Source organism: Oleiphilus sp. HI0125, from assembly GCF_001635355.1.
This window is the reverse complement of record NZ_LWGF01000758.1, coordinates 15,060-33,343: the sequence shown is the minus strand read 5'-3', so window position 1 is coordinate 33,343 and position 18,284 is coordinate 15,060. Positions and strand designations below refer to the sequence as shown.

General features: G+C 44.4%; 22 protein-coding genes. 12 read left to right on the top strand and 10 right to left on the bottom strand.

Annotation, left to right across the window (positions count from 1 at the left end; genetic code table 11):
* Window positions 1-6 precede the first annotated feature (6 nt).
* Together A3762_RS11780 and infA are read left to right on the top strand one after the other, a co-directional pair.
* A complete protein-coding gene (locus A3762_RS11780) occupies window positions 7-744 on the top strand; it encodes an arginyltransferase (RefSeq protein ID WP_068755695.1) in 738 nt (245 codons plus the stop codon).
* A 138-nt stretch (window positions 745-882) separates the two neighbouring features.
* Window positions 883-1,101: a translation initiation factor IF-1 gene (gene infA, locus A3762_RS11775; RefSeq protein ID WP_068476485.1), complete on the top strand. Its 219-nt coding sequence runs from the start codon at window positions 883-885 to the stop codon at window positions 1,099-1,101.
* A 55-nt stretch (window positions 1,102-1,156) separates the two neighbouring features.
* On the opposite strand, the gene clpA is transcribed toward infA, so the two are convergent.
* Complete coding sequence (gene clpA, locus A3762_RS11770) at window positions 1,157-3,430, bottom strand: ATP-dependent Clp protease ATP-binding subunit ClpA (protein ID WP_068755693.1); 2,274 nt, start codon at window positions 3,428-3,430, stop codon at window positions 1,157-1,159.
* Between the two features lie 23 nt (window positions 3,431-3,453).
* On the bottom strand, window positions 3,454-3,822 hold the full coding sequence (gene clpS / locus A3762_RS11765; protein ID WP_068476489.1) for an ATP-dependent Clp protease adapter ClpS: 369 nt from the start codon (window positions 3,820-3,822) through the stop codon (window positions 3,454-3,456).
* A 347-nt stretch (window positions 3,823-4,169) separates the two neighbouring features.
* Between clpS and A3762_RS28690 the strand changes: the two genes are divergently transcribed.
* The 8 genes from A3762_RS28690 to A3762_RS11725 all read left to right on the top strand — a co-directional run bounded on the left by A3762_RS28690 (window position 4,170) and on the right by A3762_RS11725 (window position 11,100).
* Complete coding sequence (locus A3762_RS28690; RefSeq protein ID WP_068755692.1) at window positions 4,170-4,502, top strand: cold shock domain-containing protein; 333 nt, start codon at window positions 4,170-4,172, stop codon at window positions 4,500-4,502.
* A gap of 101 nt (window positions 4,503-4,603) precedes the next feature.
* The gene (locus A3762_RS11755) at window positions 4,604-5,194 is read left to right on the top strand and encodes a pseudouridine synthase (RefSeq protein WP_068755691.1); all 591 of its coding nucleotides are present in this window, start codon (window positions 4,604-4,606) and stop codon (window positions 5,192-5,194) included.
* Window positions 5,195-5,196: 2 nt separating this feature from the next.
* Window positions 5,197-5,643, top strand: coding sequence for an NUDIX hydrolase (locus A3762_RS11750; protein WP_068755690.1), 447 nt, complete (start codon window positions 5,197-5,199; stop codon window positions 5,641-5,643).
* Window positions 5,644-5,735: 92 nt separating this feature from the next.
* Window positions 5,736-6,851, top strand: a complete 1,116-nt coding sequence (gene mnmA / locus A3762_RS11745) for a tRNA 2-thiouridine(34) synthase MnmA (RefSeq protein ID WP_068755689.1) — start codon at window positions 5,736-5,738, stop codon at window positions 6,849-6,851.
* Window positions 6,838-7,467 (top strand): high frequency lysogenization protein HflD, encoded by a 630-nt coding sequence (hflD, locus tag A3762_RS11740; RefSeq protein ID WP_068755688.1) that lies wholly within the window; start codon window positions 6,838-6,840, stop codon window positions 7,465-7,467. The genes mnmA and hflD overlap by 14 nt, the downstream gene beginning before the upstream one ends.
* 86 nt (window positions 7,468-7,553) lie before the next feature.
* On the top strand, window positions 7,554-8,939 hold the full coding sequence (purB, locus tag A3762_RS11735) for an adenylosuccinate lyase (protein WP_068755686.1): 1,386 nt from the start codon (window positions 7,554-7,556) through the stop codon (window positions 8,937-8,939).
* Window positions 8,929-10,104 carry a cupin domain-containing protein gene (locus A3762_RS11730; protein WP_068755685.1) on the top strand — a complete coding sequence of 392 codons (1,176 nt, stop codon included), beginning with the start codon at window positions 8,929-8,931 and terminating at the stop codon, window positions 10,102-10,104. The genes purB and A3762_RS11730 overlap by 11 nt, the downstream gene beginning before the upstream one ends.
* A 30-nt stretch (window positions 10,105-10,134) precedes the next feature.
* Window positions 10,135-11,100: a hypothetical protein gene (locus tag A3762_RS11725; protein WP_068755683.1), complete on the top strand. Its 966-nt coding sequence runs from the start codon at window positions 10,135-10,137 to the stop codon at window positions 11,098-11,100.
* 5 nt (window positions 11,101-11,105) lie between these two features.
* Here the strand turns inward: A3762_RS11725 and A3762_RS11720 are convergent, their stop codons facing one another.
* Window positions 11,106-11,747 (bottom strand): TetR/AcrR family transcriptional regulator, encoded by a 642-nt coding sequence (locus A3762_RS11720; protein WP_068476508.1) that lies wholly within the window; start codon window positions 11,745-11,747, stop codon window positions 11,106-11,108.
* 104 nt (window positions 11,748-11,851) lie between these two features.
* Between A3762_RS11720 and A3762_RS11715 the strand changes: the two genes are divergently transcribed.
* Both A3762_RS11715 and A3762_RS11710 read left to right on the top strand, forming a co-directional pair.
* Complete coding sequence (locus A3762_RS11715) at window positions 11,852-13,888, top strand: NADPH-dependent 2,4-dienoyl-CoA reductase (protein ID WP_068755681.1); 2,037 nt, start codon at window positions 11,852-11,854, stop codon at window positions 13,886-13,888.
* A gap of 83 nt (window positions 13,889-13,971) precedes the next feature.
* Window positions 13,972-14,778, top strand: a complete 807-nt coding sequence (locus A3762_RS11710) for a crotonase/enoyl-CoA hydratase family protein (protein WP_068755679.1) — start codon at window positions 13,972-13,974, stop codon at window positions 14,776-14,778.
* Window positions 14,779-14,863: 85 nt separating this feature from the next.
* On the opposite strand, the gene A3762_RS11705 is transcribed toward A3762_RS11710, so the two are convergent.
* The 7 genes from A3762_RS11705 to A3762_RS11675 form a co-directional block, all read right to left on the bottom strand.
* On the bottom strand, window positions 14,864-15,325 hold the full coding sequence (locus A3762_RS11705; RefSeq protein WP_231878796.1) for a carboxymuconolactone decarboxylase family protein: 462 nt from the start codon (window positions 15,323-15,325) through the stop codon (window positions 14,864-14,866).
* Window positions 15,326-15,378: 53 nt separating this feature from the next.
* Window positions 15,379-15,708 carry a multidrug efflux SMR transporter gene (locus A3762_RS11700; protein WP_068755677.1) on the bottom strand — a complete coding sequence of 110 codons (330 nt, stop codon included), beginning with the start codon at window positions 15,706-15,708 and terminating at the stop codon, window positions 15,379-15,381.
* Between the two features lie 64 nt (window positions 15,709-15,772).
* The gene (locus A3762_RS11695) at window positions 15,773-16,081 is read right to left on the bottom strand and encodes a hypothetical protein (RefSeq protein ID WP_068755675.1); all 309 of its coding nucleotides are present in this window, start codon (window positions 16,079-16,081) and stop codon (window positions 15,773-15,775) included.
* 91 nt (window positions 16,082-16,172) lie between these two features.
* Window positions 16,173-16,667 (bottom strand): DUF1772 domain-containing protein, encoded by a 495-nt coding sequence (locus tag A3762_RS11690; RefSeq protein WP_082869096.1) that lies wholly within the window; start codon window positions 16,665-16,667, stop codon window positions 16,173-16,175.
* A gap of 79 nt (window positions 16,668-16,746) precedes the next feature.
* The gene (locus A3762_RS11685) at window positions 16,747-17,265 is read right to left on the bottom strand and encodes a hypothetical protein (RefSeq protein WP_068755672.1); all 519 of its coding nucleotides are present in this window, start codon (window positions 17,263-17,265) and stop codon (window positions 16,747-16,749) included.
* 130 nt (window positions 17,266-17,395) lie between these two features.
* On the bottom strand, window positions 17,396-17,752 hold the full coding sequence (locus A3762_RS11680; RefSeq protein ID WP_231878795.1) for an ATP-binding protein: 357 nt from the start codon (window positions 17,750-17,752) through the stop codon (window positions 17,396-17,398).
* Window positions 17,753-17,875: 123 nt separating this feature from the next.
* On the bottom strand, window positions 17,876-18,229 hold the full coding sequence (locus A3762_RS11675; protein ID WP_068755670.1) for a hypothetical protein: 354 nt from the start codon (window positions 18,227-18,229) through the stop codon (window positions 17,876-17,878).
* Window positions 18,230-18,284: the final 55 nt, after the last annotated feature.

Sequence of the window (18,284 nt, the reverse complement as noted above, 5' to 3'; positions counted from 1 at the left end):
CACCCAATGAGCCATCTCGAAACTATGGTTTTTTATGCCACACCAGAGCATGACTGTAGCTATCTACCCGGCGCAAAAGCGACCACGATGTTTGCTGACCCCAACGCAAACATCAGTAACAATGTATATAAACAGCTCTCTGAATTAGGGTTTCGTCGAAGCGGTAGTCATTATTACCGTCCCCACTGCTTACAGTGCAACGCATGCATTCCTGTCAGAGTACTCGCAAACGACTTCAAACCTAGTCGCAGCCAAAAACGCGTCTTGAAAAATGCGCAAGGCATTCAAGCCCAGAGCTTGAGTGCAGATTTTCATGAAGATCATTATTTACTGTACGAAAAGTATATTAATGCACGCCACGTAGATGGAGATATGTATCCGGCTAGCCGAGAGCAGTATCGATCGTTTCTAGTCGACGGACGCGACTGCACTCGCTTTGTAGAATTTACACTAGAAGGCCAACTGCTTGGCATTGCGGTCGTGGACGAATTAGATGATGGGCTATCTGCCATCTATACATTCTTCGATCCAGATGTCGAACATCTAAGCATTGGTACCTATGCCATCTTGTGGCAATTGCTTGAGGCCAAAAAACGTAATCTACCGTATGTATACCTAGGATATTTCATTAAAGAATGCAGAAAAATGTCGTATAAAACGGCTTTTAAACCATTCCAAACACGTATTGATGAACGCTGGCTTACGATTGAAGAACTGCAAGCTATCAGTGAAAAGTATAAGTAAATGTAAAAGCACGAAACTGATTTTGCGAATCGCGCGAGTTTCAGGCAAAATGTCGCTTTTTTAGGCGGGGGTCAACCAAAAGACCTCCACAATAAGCGCCTCAGGCGCTATGAATAGCTCAAATGAGGTTACGCTTTAATGGCGAAAGAAGATGTCATTGAAATGGAAGGTACAATCGTAGATACCTTGCCGAACACAATGTTTCGCGTAGAACTAGAAAATGGTCACGTTGTGACTGCTCACATTTCTGGAAAAATGCGCAAGAACTATATCCGTATTCTTACGGGTGACAAGGTTAAGGTGGAAATGACACCTTATGACCTGACAAAAGGCCGCATCACATACCGTGCGCGTTAAAATAAAAAAGGGAGTTTAGCTCCCTTTTTTATTACATCGAGATCAGACGCTGCATCTATACTGATGCAGCTTCTTCTTTTTCATATTCAAAAACGACCTGCTCTTTCTTGCTGTCATATTTGACATTCACGTCACCACCTGACGACAGGTGACCAAACAAGATTTCCTCGGCAAGCGGTTTCTTCAACTCTTCCTGAATCAAACGTGACATTGGGCGAGCACCCATTTTTTCGTCGTAGCCTTTTTCAGCAAGATACACTTTCACTTCATCATCAACATGCAAAACAACGCGTTTTTCATCAAGCTGGGCTTGCAGTTCCGTTAAGAACTTGTCGACGACATAGCAAACAGTATCGCGCGCCAAAGGAGCAAATTGAATAATACTATCCAGACGGTTTCTAAATTCTGGCGTAAACAACTTATTCAGCGCCTCCATACCATCTGTCGTATGGTCCTGCTCACTAAAGCCAATAGAACGACGACTAATCTGCTCCGCACCTGCGTTCGTGGTCATTACTAGTACAACATGACGGAAGTCAGTCTTACGTCCGTTGTTATCAGTCAAAGTGCCGTGATCCATCACTTGAAGTAACAAGTTGAACACTTCAGGGTGCGCTTTTTCGATCTCATCTAACAGAAGGATACAATGTGGGTTTTTATTAACAGCTTCCGTTAACAATCCACCTTGATCGTAACCAACATAACCTGGAGGTGCACCAATCAAACGACTGACCGTGTGACGCTCCATGTACTCAGACATATCGAAACGTACAAGCTCGACGCCCATTACCTTCGACAACTGCTTAGTAACTTCTGTTTTACCAACACCGGTTGGACCAGCAAACAGGAATGCACCATCTGGTTTCTCTGGTGATTTCAAACCCGCTCGTGACAATTTGATTGCCGTTGCAAGAGATTCGATCGCCAAATCCTGCCCAAACACGACCATTTTCAAGTCCCGCTCAATATTCTTAAGCTTATCTTTATCAGAGCTAGAAACGTTGCGAGGAGGAATGCGTGCAATTTTAGCAACAACGTCCTCAATCGCCTGCACATTGATCAGCTTCTTACGCTTGCTTTCATGCACAAGACGCTGACTCGCACCAGCCTCATCAATCACATCAATCGCTTTATCTGGCATGTGACGATCGGTAATGTAACGATCCGCCAATTCAGCTGCAGCACGCAGTGCTTTATCGCTATATTTCAGATCATGATGCGCCTCAAATTGAGGTTTCAAACCTTTCAAAATCTGGAAGGTATCGTCAACATTTGGCTCATTCACATCAATTTTCTGGAATCGACGTGCAAGCGCGCTGTCCTTCTCGAAAATGCCACGAAATTCGGTGAATGTCGTCGAACCGATGCAACGCACCCCACCTGAGCTCAACAATGGCTTAAGTAAGTTAGAAGCATCCATGACACCACCGGATGCTGAACCAGCGCCAATAATCGTGTGAATCTCATCGATGAATAAAATCGCGTGCTCGCGTTTCTTAAGCTCTGCTAATAGCGCTTTGAACCGCTTCTCAAAATCACCGCGATATTTAGTTCCAGCTAAAAGAGCACCCAAGTCCAAAGAATACACTTCAGCATTTGCAATGATCTCAGGAACCTCATTCTCAACAATCTTCTTAGCTAGGCCCTCTGCAATCGCAGTTTTACCGACACCAGCTTCACCCACCAAAAGCGGGTTATTTTTGCGACGTCTAGAAAGAATTTGAACAACACGATCTACTTCGTGATCGCGTCCAATCAAAGGATCGATGCGTCCTTGTAGCGCAACTTCATTCAAATTCTCAGCATAGCTTTCAAGCGGATTGCTTTGACCAGAACCCTCGGCACTTTCTTCAGCCATTTCTGAATCAGTGTTTTGCTCTTCAGCTTGCCCAGGAACTTTCGAGATACCGTGTGAAATGAAATTCACGACATCGATACGCGCCACATTTTGCTTTTTCAGCACATATACCGCTTGGCTTTCTTGCTCACTAAAAATAGCCACCAGTACGTTTGCACCAGTAACTTCTTTCTTCCCAGAAGATTGAACATGGAAAACAGCGCGCTGTAAGACACGTTGAAAGCCCAAAGTAGGTTGTGTTTCGCGCTCGTCGTCGGCGCTTGGAATTAAAGGCGTTGTTGAATCAACAAACTCTGTCAGCTCTTGACGAAGTATTGCGAGCTCAACACCGCATGAATCTAAAACCTTTAAGGCAGCGTCGTTATCTAGCAAGGCTAGTAGCAAATGCTCAACCGTCATGAACTCGTGACGTTTGTCTCGAGCATTCTTAAATGCCTCATTTAGCGTTAGCTCTAAATCTTTACTTAGCATATTTATACCCCGACCAATCCAGGTTAATCTTGCTTCTGCAGTTCACAAAGTAGCGGATGATCGCACTCAGCTGAGTATTCATTTACTTGCGCTACTTTGGTCTCGGCAATGTCTTTCGAATAAATCCCACACACTGCTTTTCCTTGTGTATGTACGGCCAACATGACTTGCGTGGCCTTCTCTTCGTTCATTGCGAAAAATCGAACCAGCACTTCAACAACAAAGTGCATGGGTGTGAAGTCATCATTTAACATCACCACCTGGTACATCGAGGGGCGTTTCAGTGCCGGTTTATCTGGCGCCAAAAGCAGTCCATCATCCTGATTCGGTTGGCTTGGGTCCACATCTGAGCCCTGATTCAATACTAGTAGACTATCTTTCAACTTACTCATTACCCGAAACGTTTTTTTACACAAATGTTAAATGGGTTCACATTCACATATTTCAATACGTTTAAACCATCATATCGGCCTATTTCAACATTATTTTACATCGCAAAGTGTCACCTAATAGTTTGCACCATCAATTCCGTTCTCAGGATTAAATTTGTGAAATTCTGAAAACTGATTTGTGTGATGAGTCAATTTTTTCGTTAGAAGAACTTGACACTGTTTAAAAACCAACCAGAATTAACACGCTGTAACAAATAACGCGTTATAGCTTACGAATAAAAATAAAACGAAGCAGGATTATCTAGGTGGTTGGAACTAGACCCTGCAAACGACACGGGAGTCACCTCATGTACCAAGGTAAAGTTAAGTGGTTTAACAACGCAAAGGGATATGGATTTATCGTTGAAGACGGCTGCACTGAAGACCTATTCGCACACTTCTCATCAATTCAAATGGATGGGTATAAAACCTTAAAAGCTGGACAGTCGGTGATGTTTGAAAAACAGCCGAGCAACAAAGGCGTGCACGCTGTAAATATACAGTCAGCAGAAGTCGCACAAAATCAAGTAGCGAATCTTGACGACGAAGTGATTTCAGTAGAAGAACAAGCAGCGCCGAGCATCGCGGCTGTTTCTGAAACTTCTACAAACATTGAAGAAGCTAAAGCCCCTATAATTTAAGGGTTGCTATTAGTGATTCTGGGGCGTTCTCGTGCGCCTCAGAAAGATACTTTTGTTTGAATTGCTCTGGTAGACTTCGCACGTAATCTGCGAGCGAGTTTATGGCTGATCTACTGTTATTCAACAAACCCTTCAACGTCTTGTCTCAATTCACTGATCGTGAAGGCAGGTCCACACTTGCCCAATTCATCAAAACCAAAGACATGTATCCAGCTGGTCGCCTTGATTACGACTCTGAAGGTTTAATGCTGTTGGTCAATGACGGTCAATTGCAGTCACGCATCGCCGATCCAAAACACAAGCTACCCAAAACTTATTTAGTTCAGGTCGAAGGTATTCCAAATGATAGAGACTTGGAAAAACTTCAAAAAGGCGTCACTCTCAAAGATGGTCCAACGAAACCAGCCAAAGCACGATTGATCGCCCCTCCGGATTTGTGGGAGAGAAACCCTCCAGTACGCGACAGAAAAAACATCCCAACAAGCTGGCTTAAAATCATCATTACAGAGGGTCGAAACCGACAAGTTCGCAGAATGACCGCACATATAGGGTTCCCGACACTTAGACTGATTCGGCATGCCATCGGCCCTTGGAAACTCGATGACTTAAAACCAGGACAGATGCGAACAGAAACAGTTCATTTACCCAAGCAAAGTAACAAACCTCGTAATTATCAAAAGAAAAGAACTTAGTCATGACAAATATTTGGACGCCCCATGCCACCGTTGCTTGCGTGGTAGAGCAAGATGGTAAATATCTAATGGTTGAAGAACTTAGCCACGGGAAACGCGTATTTAACCAACCAGCAGGGCATGTCGACGAGGGAGAATCTATTTTGACTGCCGCTGTTCGAGAAACACTCGAAGAAACCGCATGGCAAGTCGAGCTAGTAGGTCTAATTGGACTTTATGTCTACACAGCGCCTCAAAACGGCGTCTGTTATCATCGTTATTGTTTTTTGGCCAAACCTATCAGCAATACGCGTCAAAGTCTTGATACCGACATTCTTGAGACCCATTGGTTGAGCTTTGAGGAAATTCAAAACGAAAGTGAAAATCTTCGCAGCCCTCTGGTTTTAAAATGCCTTGAAGATGCACGAAATAAGCCGCTTACCCCATTAGATTTCATCTACGAGCATTAACAAACAAACTGCTGTTTTTTTAACCATAAGCGGTTACAATCCGCACTTTTCAACTACGCTAACTATCGCAGCGTTTTAACGATAGGTACTTAATGAAATCTCCCAATGAAACTCGCGTCATCGTCGGCATGTCAGGCGGTGTAGACTCTTCTGTATCAGCACTTTTACTTCAGCAACAAGGCTATCAAGTTGAAGGCTTATTCATGAAAAACTGGGATGAAGATGACGGCACTGAGTACTGCACAGCGATTGAAGATCTAAATGACGCACAAGCAGTCTGCGACAAACTTGGGATCAAACTGCATCAAGCAAATTTCGCAGCTGAATACTGGGATCGCGTATTCGAGTATTTCCTAGAGGAATATAAAGCTGGTCGCACACCCAACCCAGACATTTTGTGCAACAAAGAAATTAAGTTCAAAGCATTCTTGGATTATGCATTAACTCTTGGTGCAGACTACATTGCGACAGGGCATTACGTACGCAAGCAGGATAAAGACAGCGAAGCATGGTTATTGAAAGGCTTAGATGCTAACAAGGACCAAAGCTACTTCTTGTATGCTGTTGGTGGCGACAAGATTGCAAAAACTCTGTTCCCAGTGGGAGAGATCGAAAAACCTGAAGTGCGCAAACTCGCAGAACAGCATGACCTAGTAACGCACGATAAGAAAGATAGCACCGGCATCTGCTTCATTGGGGAGAGAAAATTCTCAGACTTCTTGAAACAGTACTTGCCAGCGCAACCAGGCGATATCATTACCGATACGGGAGACACCATCGGCAAGCATCAAGGTTTGATGTATCACACTATCGGTCAGCGACAAGGCCTCGGTATTGGCGGCTTAAAAAACTATGACGAATCACCTTGGTATGTCGCGCAAAAAAATCTAGACGACAACACTCTGGTCGTTGTTCAAGGAAAGAATAATCCACTGCTCTTTGCAAATCAGTTGATCTGCAAAAATCTAGATTGGATTAATGGTGAACCAAACATGCCTTTCTCTTGTACAGCTAAAGTACGCTATCGACAAGCAGATCAGTCTTGTCATGTCGAAAAGCTAGAGAACGGAGATCTTCGCGTGCGGTTTTACACCCCCCAACGAGCCATTACTCCAGGCCAATCGGTTGTTTTCTATATTGAAGATCGTTGCCTCGGCGGTGGGATCATTGCATCTACTAGTAGCGAGCCTAACGATGAGCTTAACTAACGATCAGAATAAGGCACTGGCACTATCTGGCTTATTCGAGTGCTGCGTATTGGTAGATAGCATTGCGCGCAATGGCTCTTGTGATCACGATGCACAAAACGTGTTGATTGAATCGCTTTTCAACACGAACCCCAATCATGCACAAGATATCTATTCTGACTTGCATGCTCTTAAAAAAGGGCAACAAGCTTTACTAGGCTGCTTAGGAGAATCAGGGGTTGATGCAAACCCACAAGTACTCCGTTACGCACTAGCGCTTTTACATCTGCAACAAAAGCTAAGCAAACAAAGCGATATGCTTTCCTTGATAGGAAACAAACTCGAGCTAGCGTCTAATCAAGTATCTCACTTTGGCATTGATCACGAGAACGTCATCGCGAATTTGGCTTCTACTTACCAAGAAAGCATTAGCACATTTAATATGCGTATTCAGGTATCTGGCCATGCCCGTCATCTGCAAGTGGAACACAACGCCGCAAAGATTCGCGCATTACTTCTTGCAGGTATTAGATCCGCAACATTATGGCGACAACTCGGCGGTCATCGTTGGCAATTTCTGTTTGGTAAAGGAAAGATCCGCAAGTCAGCCAAGTCGCTAAATTCCATCCTGATATAAACCTCTTACTTCTAAGTTTCGTCACCTAATTGTTTGTAGTAAACTCGCGGCCTTTCTAAAGCAGGTACGACAAGTAGAGTAGTCTTATGGAACTAAGCGCACTAACCGCAATCTCACCCATCGATGGCCGCTACGGAAGCAAAACTTCCAGCTTACGCGCAGCATTCAGCGAATACGGCCTTATTTACGCACGTGTTACCGTTGAAATCCGCTGGCTACAAGCGCTTGCTCAGCACCCCGACATCATTGAATTACCTGCTTTCTCAGATGAAGAAAACAATTTCTTAAACGCTATCGTTGATGAATTCAGCGAAGACGACGCCTTGCGCGTGAAAGCGATTGAACGCACCACAAACCACGATGTGAAAGCAGTTGAATACCTTATTAAAGAAAAATTCGAAGCTGTTGCTGATTCGCTACCAAATTTAGCGAAGAGCCTAGAATTTGTGCATTTCGCATGTACCTCTGAAGACATCAACAATTTGTCGCATGCATTGATGCTTAAACAAGGTCTAGAAAGCAGTGTGCTGCCAGAGATGCAAGCTGTTGTGACTAAGCTCAGCGAGCTAGCGCAAGATCTTGCAGAACAGCCGATGCTATCTCGCACGCATGGCCAAACCGCATCGCCGACTACAATGGGTAAGGAATTAGCCAATGTTGTTGAACGACTTAATCGTCAGCTAACTCAAATCAAAGAAGTAAAATTCCTTGGCAAGATTAACGGTGCCGTTGGTAACTACAACGCGCACTACTCTGCCTACCCGAACACTGATTGGCCAGCTCACGCAAAAAGCTTTGTTGAATCACTCGGCATTACGTTCAACCCTTACACCACGCAAATTGAACCGCACGACTACATCGCTGAATTGTTCGATGCTGTTGCGCGCTTCAACACAATCTTGATTGATTTAGATCGTGACATCTGGAGCTACATCTCACTTGGTTACTTCAAGCAAAAAACGGTAGCGGGCGAAGTAGGCTCTTCAACAATGCCGCATAAAGTAAATCCTATCGATTTCGAAAACTCAGAGGGTAACCTTGGCCTAGCGAACGCGGTATTAACGCACCTAGCTCAAAAACTTCCGATCTCTCGCTGGCAACGCGACCTAACCGACTCAACGGTATTGCGTAATCTAGGTGTAGGCTTAGCGCATGGTTTGATTGCTTACCAATCAACACTTAAAGGCCTTAACAAGCTTGAGATCAATCCAAACAAACTCGCGCAAGATCTCGACAATGCGTGGGAAGTGATGGCCGAACCGATCCAAACCGTGATGCGCCGTTACAGCATCGAACAAGCCTACGAGAAATTGAAAGAGCTAACGCGTGGTCAGTCTATCAACAAAGAGACGATTACAGAGTTCGTGAACAAACTAGAGATCCCTGAAGAAGCAAAACAGATTCTTTTAGATCTTACTCCGGGCAGTTACATCGGTAACGCTGTCGATCAGGCAAAAGCCATTGACGCCTAACGAACCATTAGACGTGCTTGGCGGTATTTCCGTCGAGCACTTTCTGCGCGAATACTGGCAAAAAAAACCTCTACTCATTCGCCAAGCCCTCCCTGAATTTGAATCTCCTATTACGCCTGATGAAATGGCCGGCCTCAGCTTAGAGGAAGACATTGAGTCTCGAATCATTATCGAGCAAGAAGGCACTCAGCACTGGAAACTCGAAACAGGCCCTTTTAGTGAAGAGCGATTTTCTGAGTTAGAAGGTCTCAACTGGACTCTTCTCATCCAACAGCTAGATGCCTGGCTTCCTGAGGCCAACGCACTCAAAAAGTTGTTTAACTTTATTCCCGATTGGCGCGTTGACGACATCATGGCTTCATACGCACCCAAAGGCGGCAGCGTCGGCCCACACTTTGATTTCTATGATGTATTTTTGGTGCAAGCCTATGGTGAACGCCATTGGCGTTTAGGCCAATGGTGTGACGCAACAACACCAACAAGATCAGATACAAATTTAAGCATCTTAGAAGAATTTGAAACAAGCGATGACTGGGTATTGAAGCCTGGTGACATTCTTTATGTTCCACCCAAGCTTGCGCATTACGGCATTGCAGAAAACGACTGCATTACCTTATCTGTCGGATTCAGAGCACCGAAGGCGCTAGAAGCTCTAAGTAGCTTTACCGATTATTTATGCGAAAAAGCAAAGGTTAACCCGTTTTTTTCGGATCCTAATCGAGCACATCAATCTAAAAGCGCCTTGATTTCAGATAACGACAAAGCTGCACTGCAGCAATTATTGCTCGACAGTATTTCTGATAAAGAAATGTTCAATCAATGGCTTGGCAGCTTCTTATCAGAACCAAAAAACAACCAAATACTTATTCCAGACGACGACATATGTGGTGCACAAGACGCATTAGACGCGCTATCTCAATCAGATGTCGTATATAAAAACGAAGGCTCTCGTTTCTTCTACACCACGCTCGACAAGGACGTATATCTCTCCGTTGATGGCGAGTCGTTTAAGCTGAACAATGCGCATTTCACATTTGTTCAACACTTATGTGTAGAAGATGAATTTGACGCACAGAGTTTATTAACTTATTGCAATATGCTAGAAACTCAAGAAGTCATTGCTATTCTGCTAAACAAAGGCAGTTTGCAATTAGAAAGTGACTAACGATAACGACTAGGAATAACGGTGCCGTCTATGGCTTCGGTCAACATTAACTATTTACGTGAAAATGAGCTTCCCGTAGAAGTAAGAAAAGAAGTCGAGCAACTAAAGGGTTCTCGCATCTTATCTGGCTCGCGATTGTGCATTGCCTTATTCAATGGCCATGTAATCGCCGCAAGCGGCGCACGTCCTGCAGCTCAATTTGCTAGACTCGACTTTCTAAGTGTTGCCCAAGAACATATCAAGACACGCCTCGGAGAAGTAGTTTTAAACCATAGTTTGAAACAGCTTCATAAAGCAGGCGTAAACGAAGTGAATACCGCCGTTTCCGAGCAGCAACTTCAGTTATTTCTAGATGCCGGATTCATGGAAGAGAACATTACGATTCCAGGCATGCATGATAAAACAAGCCTCACGGAGCTTGTTCACCCAAACTTAGACTCTCTTGGCCCTCGCTTTAAATTGATTGGCGACAACCCAAAACCAATCAAGAAAACCAGCGAAAAGCAAAAAGAAAACGATATGCGTAGCATCCGCTTCGACTCAATGGGAAGTTATCGTGATCTTTGCCGCATGGTGATTTGCAACGCGCAACAAAAAGTATTCATGCTGTGTGAGAGCCTTGACGACCCTATCTTGAATGATCGTGAAGTTATCTCGCACATCCAAGAACTAGTGCTACACAGCCGACACGTCGAAGTGCGCTTACTCCTCGAGAATGATCGCCACCCGAGCTCAGGGCACAGCGCAATTCTCGATTTAGCACAACGACTTTCAAGCTTTGTGAGTATCAGAAAAATACATGACAAGCGCATCGCACCAAAAGAGTGGCTATATCTCTGTGATGACCTGCATGCCGTTGAACGTCGTCGCGAGCATGGATACAAGGGCCAAGCCTTCGTTGAAAGCCCAATGACATTACAACGCCTCAGCTATCAATTTGAAAACTTATGGCTGCATTCTGCACCGTCTTCAGAACTGAGACGTTTAGCGATCTAAAATCACTATTCTGATTTTGTCGGACCTTTAAGTACCGACAAAATCATCTCTGCCGCATACAAAGACATTTCTTCCACCGCCTCAAGGCTCACAAACACGCCATCTGTTTTTAAACGACACAAGCCATGTAAGGTCGCCCATGTCGTTTGCGACATACGCGTTGCATCAAACGAAGACGGCATCCCACCCTGCTCTTTTAACTGACTAATAATTTTTGTATAGCGTCGAAAGGTTGCATGACCTTTTTCCGTCAACTCTGGTGAAGGTTCGTTCCGCCATGTCACCGCACCAAACATCAATTCATACTTCTCAGGGTTCTCTGCTGCATAACGCACATAGGCAATCACGTAGTCTTTAAGCCTTTGTTGAATCGATGCGGGATCATCACTCAAACCCGACTGATCAAGCAAAGCATTTAAATCATCAAAAGACCGTTCAGCCACCGCGCACAGCAATGCATGTTTAGACGAAAAATGGTGATATGGCGCTTGGCGCGACACATTCGATCGCTCCGCCAACTCACGCAAGGTCAAACCCGCAATACCTCGCTCGCTCATCAAGGCTTCGGCATTTTCCAACAAGGTGTTACGCAAATCCTGATGATGGTAGGTGTTTTCGTTTTTATTACTGCGGGTGCTTTTTTTCATGTTGGCGAAGATAACAAATCAATCTTGACACTGTCAAAATAGATGTTATCTTGACGACGTCAAGTTAAGTTTTACGCTATTTATATTCTGAGAGGTCAGGCTTTATGAGCAACCAACCATACCCACACATGCTGGAACCATTAGACCTAGGTTTCACCACGCTTAAAAATCGCGTCATTATGGGATCAATGCATACCGGCCTAGAAGACCGATTCTGGCAAATGGACAAGCTCGCAGCCTACTTCGCGGAACGTGCAAAAGGTGGCGCAGCACTCGTGATCACTGGCGGCTACAACCCAAACAAACGTGGTTGGTTCTACCCTACTTCCGGACTATTCAATAGCTATCTAGATATTCCTAACCATCGTAAAGTCACGAGCGCCGTGCACAAAGAAGGCGGCAAAATTGCCCTACAAATCCTTCACGCTGGACGTTATAGCTACCACCCATTCTCTCACTCGGCGTCGGCCAAAAAAGCGCCTATTAACCCATTCAAGCCGCGCGAAATGTCAGATCGACAAATCCGCTCGACCATCAAGGATTTCGCTAAAACAGCAAAACTCGCAAAACTTGCGAACTACAACGGCGTTGAAATCATGGGTAGCGAAGGCTATTTGATCAATCAGTTTATGGCGCCTCACGTCAACAAGCGCAAAGACAAATGGGGCGGCAGTATCGAAAACCGCATGCGCTTCCCAGTTGAGATCGTAAAAGAAGTACGCAAATCGGTAGGCGAAGAATTTATCGTGATCTTCCGTCTATCAATGATGGAACTGGTCGAAGGTGGTATGACCGCCAACGAAATCGTCGAAACAGCAAAAGCCCTAGAAGCCGCTGGCGTTACCATTATGAACACAGGTATTGGCTGGCACGAAGCACGTGTTCCAACCATCGTTACTTCTGTACCGCGTGCTGCCTTCCGTGAAGCGACAGCTCGTGTTAAAAAAGAGCTATCGATTCCAGTGTGCGCATCAAACCGTATCAATACACCAGATGTTGCAGAAGACATCATCTCTTCAGGTGATGCAGATCTTGTATCAATGGCACGCCCATTCTTGGCCGATCCGCACTTTGTGAACAAAGCGGCTGAAAATCGTGCAGACGAAATCAACATTTGTATTGCCTGTAACCAAGCTTGTCTTGACCATACATTCGAAATGAAACGTGCATCTTGCTTAGTAAACCCACAAGCATGTCACGAAACAGAATTGGTCTACATTCCAGTGACTAACAAAAAGAAAGTTGCCGTGATTGGAGCTGGCCCTGCAGGCTTATCAGCCTCTACCGTTGCTGCGGAGCGCGGCCATGACGTAACGCTATTTGATATGGCAAGCGAGATTGGCGGTCAGTTTAACTACGCGAAGCAAATTCCAGGTAAAGAAGAATTTTACGAGATGATCAAATACTACGGTCGTCGTGTAGAAGTATCAGGGGTAAATCTACAGCTCAACACCAAGGTTGATGCTGAGATGCTCGAGAAAGGCGGTTTTGATGAAGTGATTGTTGCCACCGGCATCAACCCTCGCAAGCCACCGATTGAGGGTATCGAACACAAGAAAGTATTGTCTTACCTTGATGTTTTAACCGGCACAGAAGTAGGTAAAAAAGTAGCGGTTATTGGCGCCGGTGGTATCGGTTTTGATGTTGCAGAATTTCTTGTGCACCCAGGTGCCAAAGCAGATAGCACACCACGCCCACAAAGCATCGCAGAATGGAGCGAAGAATGGGGTATCGACGTGAACAGCGACAACCCAGGTCAACTCGTTGGGAAGAAACCACACGCACCTGAGCGCGACGTTTACCTGCTTCAACGTAAAAAGAGTCAGTTGGGCGCAGGCTTGAACAAAACATCTGGTTGGGTTCACCGTGCTGTGTTGAAAATGAAAGACGTTGAGATGATTGGCGGCGTCAGCTACGACAAGATCGACGACGCGGGCCTACACATCACAGTCGATGGCGAGCAACGCCTTCTAGATGTCGATAATGTGGTCATTTGCGCAGGCCAAGAATCACGCAAAGAGCTATACACTGAGGATTCAGCTAACGCGAACTACCACTTGATTGGTGGTGCAGAATTCGCTGGCGAACTCGATGCTAAGCGCGCGATCAAACAAGGTGCAGAACTAGCTGCAGCGCTATAAGGTCAACCTCAAAGCATGAGGGCCAACACTCTCATGCTTTACTCTTCTTCATCCATAAAACAATAAACACACAGTAAAACGCCATGAAGTTCAACCATATTATTTACAAGGTCGAAGACGGCATCGCGCACGTTATTTTGAACAGATCCGAAAAATTCAATGCGTTTAACTTTGACTTGATGTGCGACATCGTCAATGTGCAAAAGGTCATTAAAAAAGATCGCAACATTCGCGTTGTTATTATCTCAGGCAAGGGAGAGCACTTTAGTTCTGGCATCGACATTAAGAGCATCATGGGTAAGCCAATTCAGTTCGCAAAGATCGGCTGGAAGCTAAATCCTTGGGGCACCAACATGGCTCAGCAGTTTTGCATTGGCTGGCATCGTCTTCCTGTACCAGTGATCTGCGTCATGCACGGTATTAGTTATGGCATGGCAATGACTTTGGCTCTCGGCGCCGATATGCGATACGCACGCCCAGACACAGAGCTTGCCATCATGGAAGCGAAATGGGGCATGGTTCCAGACATGGCTGGCCTGCAAACGATTCGCAGCACGATCTCTCAAGACATCGCGAACGAATTGATTATGACTGGCGACCCAGTAAAAGCCGACAAAGCACTCGAATACGGTCTAGTTACCCGCGTCGTAGAAGATCCAATGGCCGAAGCCTTGGCAATGGCAGAAAAGCTTAAAGCTCGCTCACCTGATGCAACCGCTGCAATCAAGTTCACGAACCAAAAGAGCTGGAATGGTTCAACAAGGAACTTATTAGCACGTGAAACGATTTATCAGATCGCACAACTCATCAGCAAAAACTGGCGCATCATGGATATTCGCAATCGCAAAGATCCAAACAAGCCTTTCGTTACACGCCAATGGTGGTGGTAATACTGCTTAAGTAAATAGTTAAGAGCAAGCGATCCGCAAATTGGCTCCGCTTGCTTTTATGAGATCAAATCATCAGACCGCAGAGTTAACTGTTCTCCGACTCCGCTTGCCACGCCTCGATCGCTTCTTTCGCTGATCGGAATGCCTCAACACCAGACGGCATGCCACAGTACACCGTAGAGTGAAGCAATACTTCTTGGATTTCCTCGATCGTACAGCCGTTGCGCAACGCGCCGCGCACATGTCCTTTTAATTCTGTTGAAGCCTTCAATGCGGCCAAGGTAGCGATAGTCACCAAGCTGCGCGTTTTTCTATCGATACCCTTTCGCACCCAGGTTTCGCCCCATGCATTTCTTGTCACCAAATCTTGCAATGGTTGCGTAAAATCAGTCGCGGCATCTAAAGCTTTATCGACAAAAGCGTCACCCATTACTTCACGCCTTACCGTAATCCCGCTTATATATTTATCTTGTTCAGTACTCACAGTCTCTGTGCACTCCATAATTCCAATTTCATGTTTACCAATAACGCGCCGAATTTTAATCAATATATGCACGCTATCTTGAGAATCTAGATGATCCCCGTTTTATGTTTTATTTCTCAATGCCCCACAGTATTCGAAAATACATTCATTACAACAACGCCGCTAATGATGAGAACAATACCCACTATCGCCGCAACATCGAGCTTTTGATCAAAAATAATAAAGCCAACGATAGAGATCAAAAAAATCCCTAAACCCGACCAGATTGCGTAAGCCACCCCCATCGGAATAGATCTCAGCACTAACGACAAGCAATAAAACGCCACAGAAAATCCAAGCACCACAAGAACGCTCGGCCCAAGCTTGGTAAACCCTTCCGATGCTTTCAAAGCACTCGTACCAATTACTTCCGAAACAATTGCGATGAGCAAATACAGATAAGCCATTTATTTTCCTTTAAGACTACTTTTCTTGAGGGGAATTAGAACCATTCTATAAAAATCGATTCTTTTATTGTCTGATATCCACTAAATCAAAGGGACCATAATAATTGGATTGCAGCGTTTCAATAATGCGCTCTTCCAATATGACACGAGAAGCATTTTTGCTCTTGTGCGCCAACCAGTTTGTAGCTCTCGCCTCTTTCATACCGAATAAGATGCAAATATTTGGCAAATGACCATATTTGTAGTCGTCATTTGGCAAAGCCGAGGATGGGTTACCAAGCTTATCGCCTGCTTGCAATTTGATAGCAAAATGACTCAGAGCATCGTCACAATAAGATGGCTTAAAAGCATGAGCACTCGTTACTACGCTCATGATTATTAGAGTGAAGATTAATCTCATAGTGAGCTAATGCGCAGCTAAGCAAAAGCTTGAGCAATTTATAAGGCCTTTATTCGTCATGTGACTATTGCCTCAAAGCCAGAACTATTAATAGAAAAGTTACAACGCAAGCAATAATAGTTCGGATTTGGTTTGATTGATTCCAACGAGGCTCAAACCCGATGCGGGCCTTGTGTAACTCCTCAACGCTCATAGTTTCAACATCGCACGCTTGTAGCTTGTTGTTAAGTGGCAAGTGAATGGCAATTGTTGATATCTGTACGCCAGCTAAGTAAGCGGCCGTAACTGATAAAAGCAAGAAAAAGTCCAAGCCTTGAAGTTTTGAAAAACCAGTAAAAGCACAAACAATAAGTGAAATAGCTGATCCGACCCAAACGAATAAAAATACGGGATGATTATCTTGAATCACTCGATCTGTGACTTGAAAAGCCTTAATAAACTGTTTGTCTTCTAAGTTTTTTATTCCGGGCATTATGACGATTGCGTAAGCGAATAGGAGCCCCGCAACCAGCGAGCATAGTAATGTAGATAAAGCTAACATGACATCAAAAATACTCATTATTCATATTTCCCAGCTTTAGAGTCTAACGCCTCAAACTGAGGCCGCGGTCCGCAGCTTTGACTGGTTAAGGGGATTGTTAATCAATATATGACGCTCTCCGGACATAATCACAGAACTGCTCAAGTGCAGACTCATATTCGTCTTTACTACCACTAGCCTTCAAAGCTAATACATTCTGCTTTAAAAGCGCGCCTTCTACTATTGCGAGTTTATTCGGATAACCAAGGTAGAACTGTTCTTGCAGTAATACTGAAGACATTCTAAGTCGTACAATATCGATTTTACTTTCAATCTCCAGTGCTTCTTCAACCGCATTAATCTGGGAATCATGAGCTTTGGAAATGAGGTCCGGAATTTCCTTTTGAAGGCTTTCCAGTGCACTGAGTGCCTCTTTCATGGTGTACCGATTTTCACCAATAACTAAGTCATGCTCCTTATCCGCTGAACACAGCATCTCCGCATTAGCAGCAGAACAAAACGTGTAAATTGTAAGAGCGACGATTCGACCCATGCGAAATACTCTTAACGCCTGCATTTGCGGCAAATTTAGGAGCACCAGCGAGTAAATTTTCCATAGCAGTGCTTTGTTATCCATTTTTCGCCACTGCGATTGTATCGAAACATTCCTCGGGGGTAGAAGCCATAAAGTACTTTGTAACCTGTTCAAAAATTTCCGATGTATCTGTTGCCGATCTTTCTAGCTGTTCTTTGCGCGGTTTTTCAATCTACTTTAAGCACTCCGCATTTGACAGGTCTACGTATATCAAATTATGTGGAGCATCAATCACGGCGAAAATACTCCGAAACCTGGCTCTTTGTGACAGAGTATTTGCTGGAAAGTTCATTACTACATTAATTCCTGTAGACAAAATAGTTTGAACAAGCTTTTTAAGCTGCGACTTAAGTAGATTTGAATATTCGATATAGTCATTCAGTGACGAAATCTTATTTGGGCAAAGTGACGCGAGCCATTCATCTTCTGAAAGCAATACTGCATTACTTTTATGCGCAATTTCGCGAGCTTTAGTGGAATTTCCTGCCCCCATTTTTCGACAGAAGAAGATCGATGTTCCTTTCTTCATCTTCGCTCTCCATTTTGATACATAACGCCGCATTCCGCCTCGGAACAATGAGGCCAATTTCTGCAGTTCTTTTTGCAAAAAAAGGGCGACGTTGTGGAGTCGCTTGGATGTTTTTTTATGTGATTAGTCACGAATTCCTATACGTTGAATCACAGGAAATGAACCAGGATTGTCAGTTTGTGGAAAAGCATGACAAACATCATCTCGAACAGAAAAGTATACTTTTTTATTTGCCTTTTTAGCAGCTAGCAGAATACTAAGCGCCCCTCTGGTGTCAGAAGAAGGAAGCATCGCGTAAGACTCAGTCTGATCGCATCTTGCGGGGTTAACGGTTCCACCGATAGGTATGAAGGCAATGCTCCCATCAGAATATCCAGCAAAAACAAAATCGATCTTTGCATCAGTGAATTTTGCAGCAGAATTTGCAAATGGCGAAATCAACAAAAGTGCAAAAAGAAGTGTTCTAATATTGTTCATAAATTCCTCGTTTATAAATTACCATCACATAATGCCTCAAACAGGGGTAGTTTTG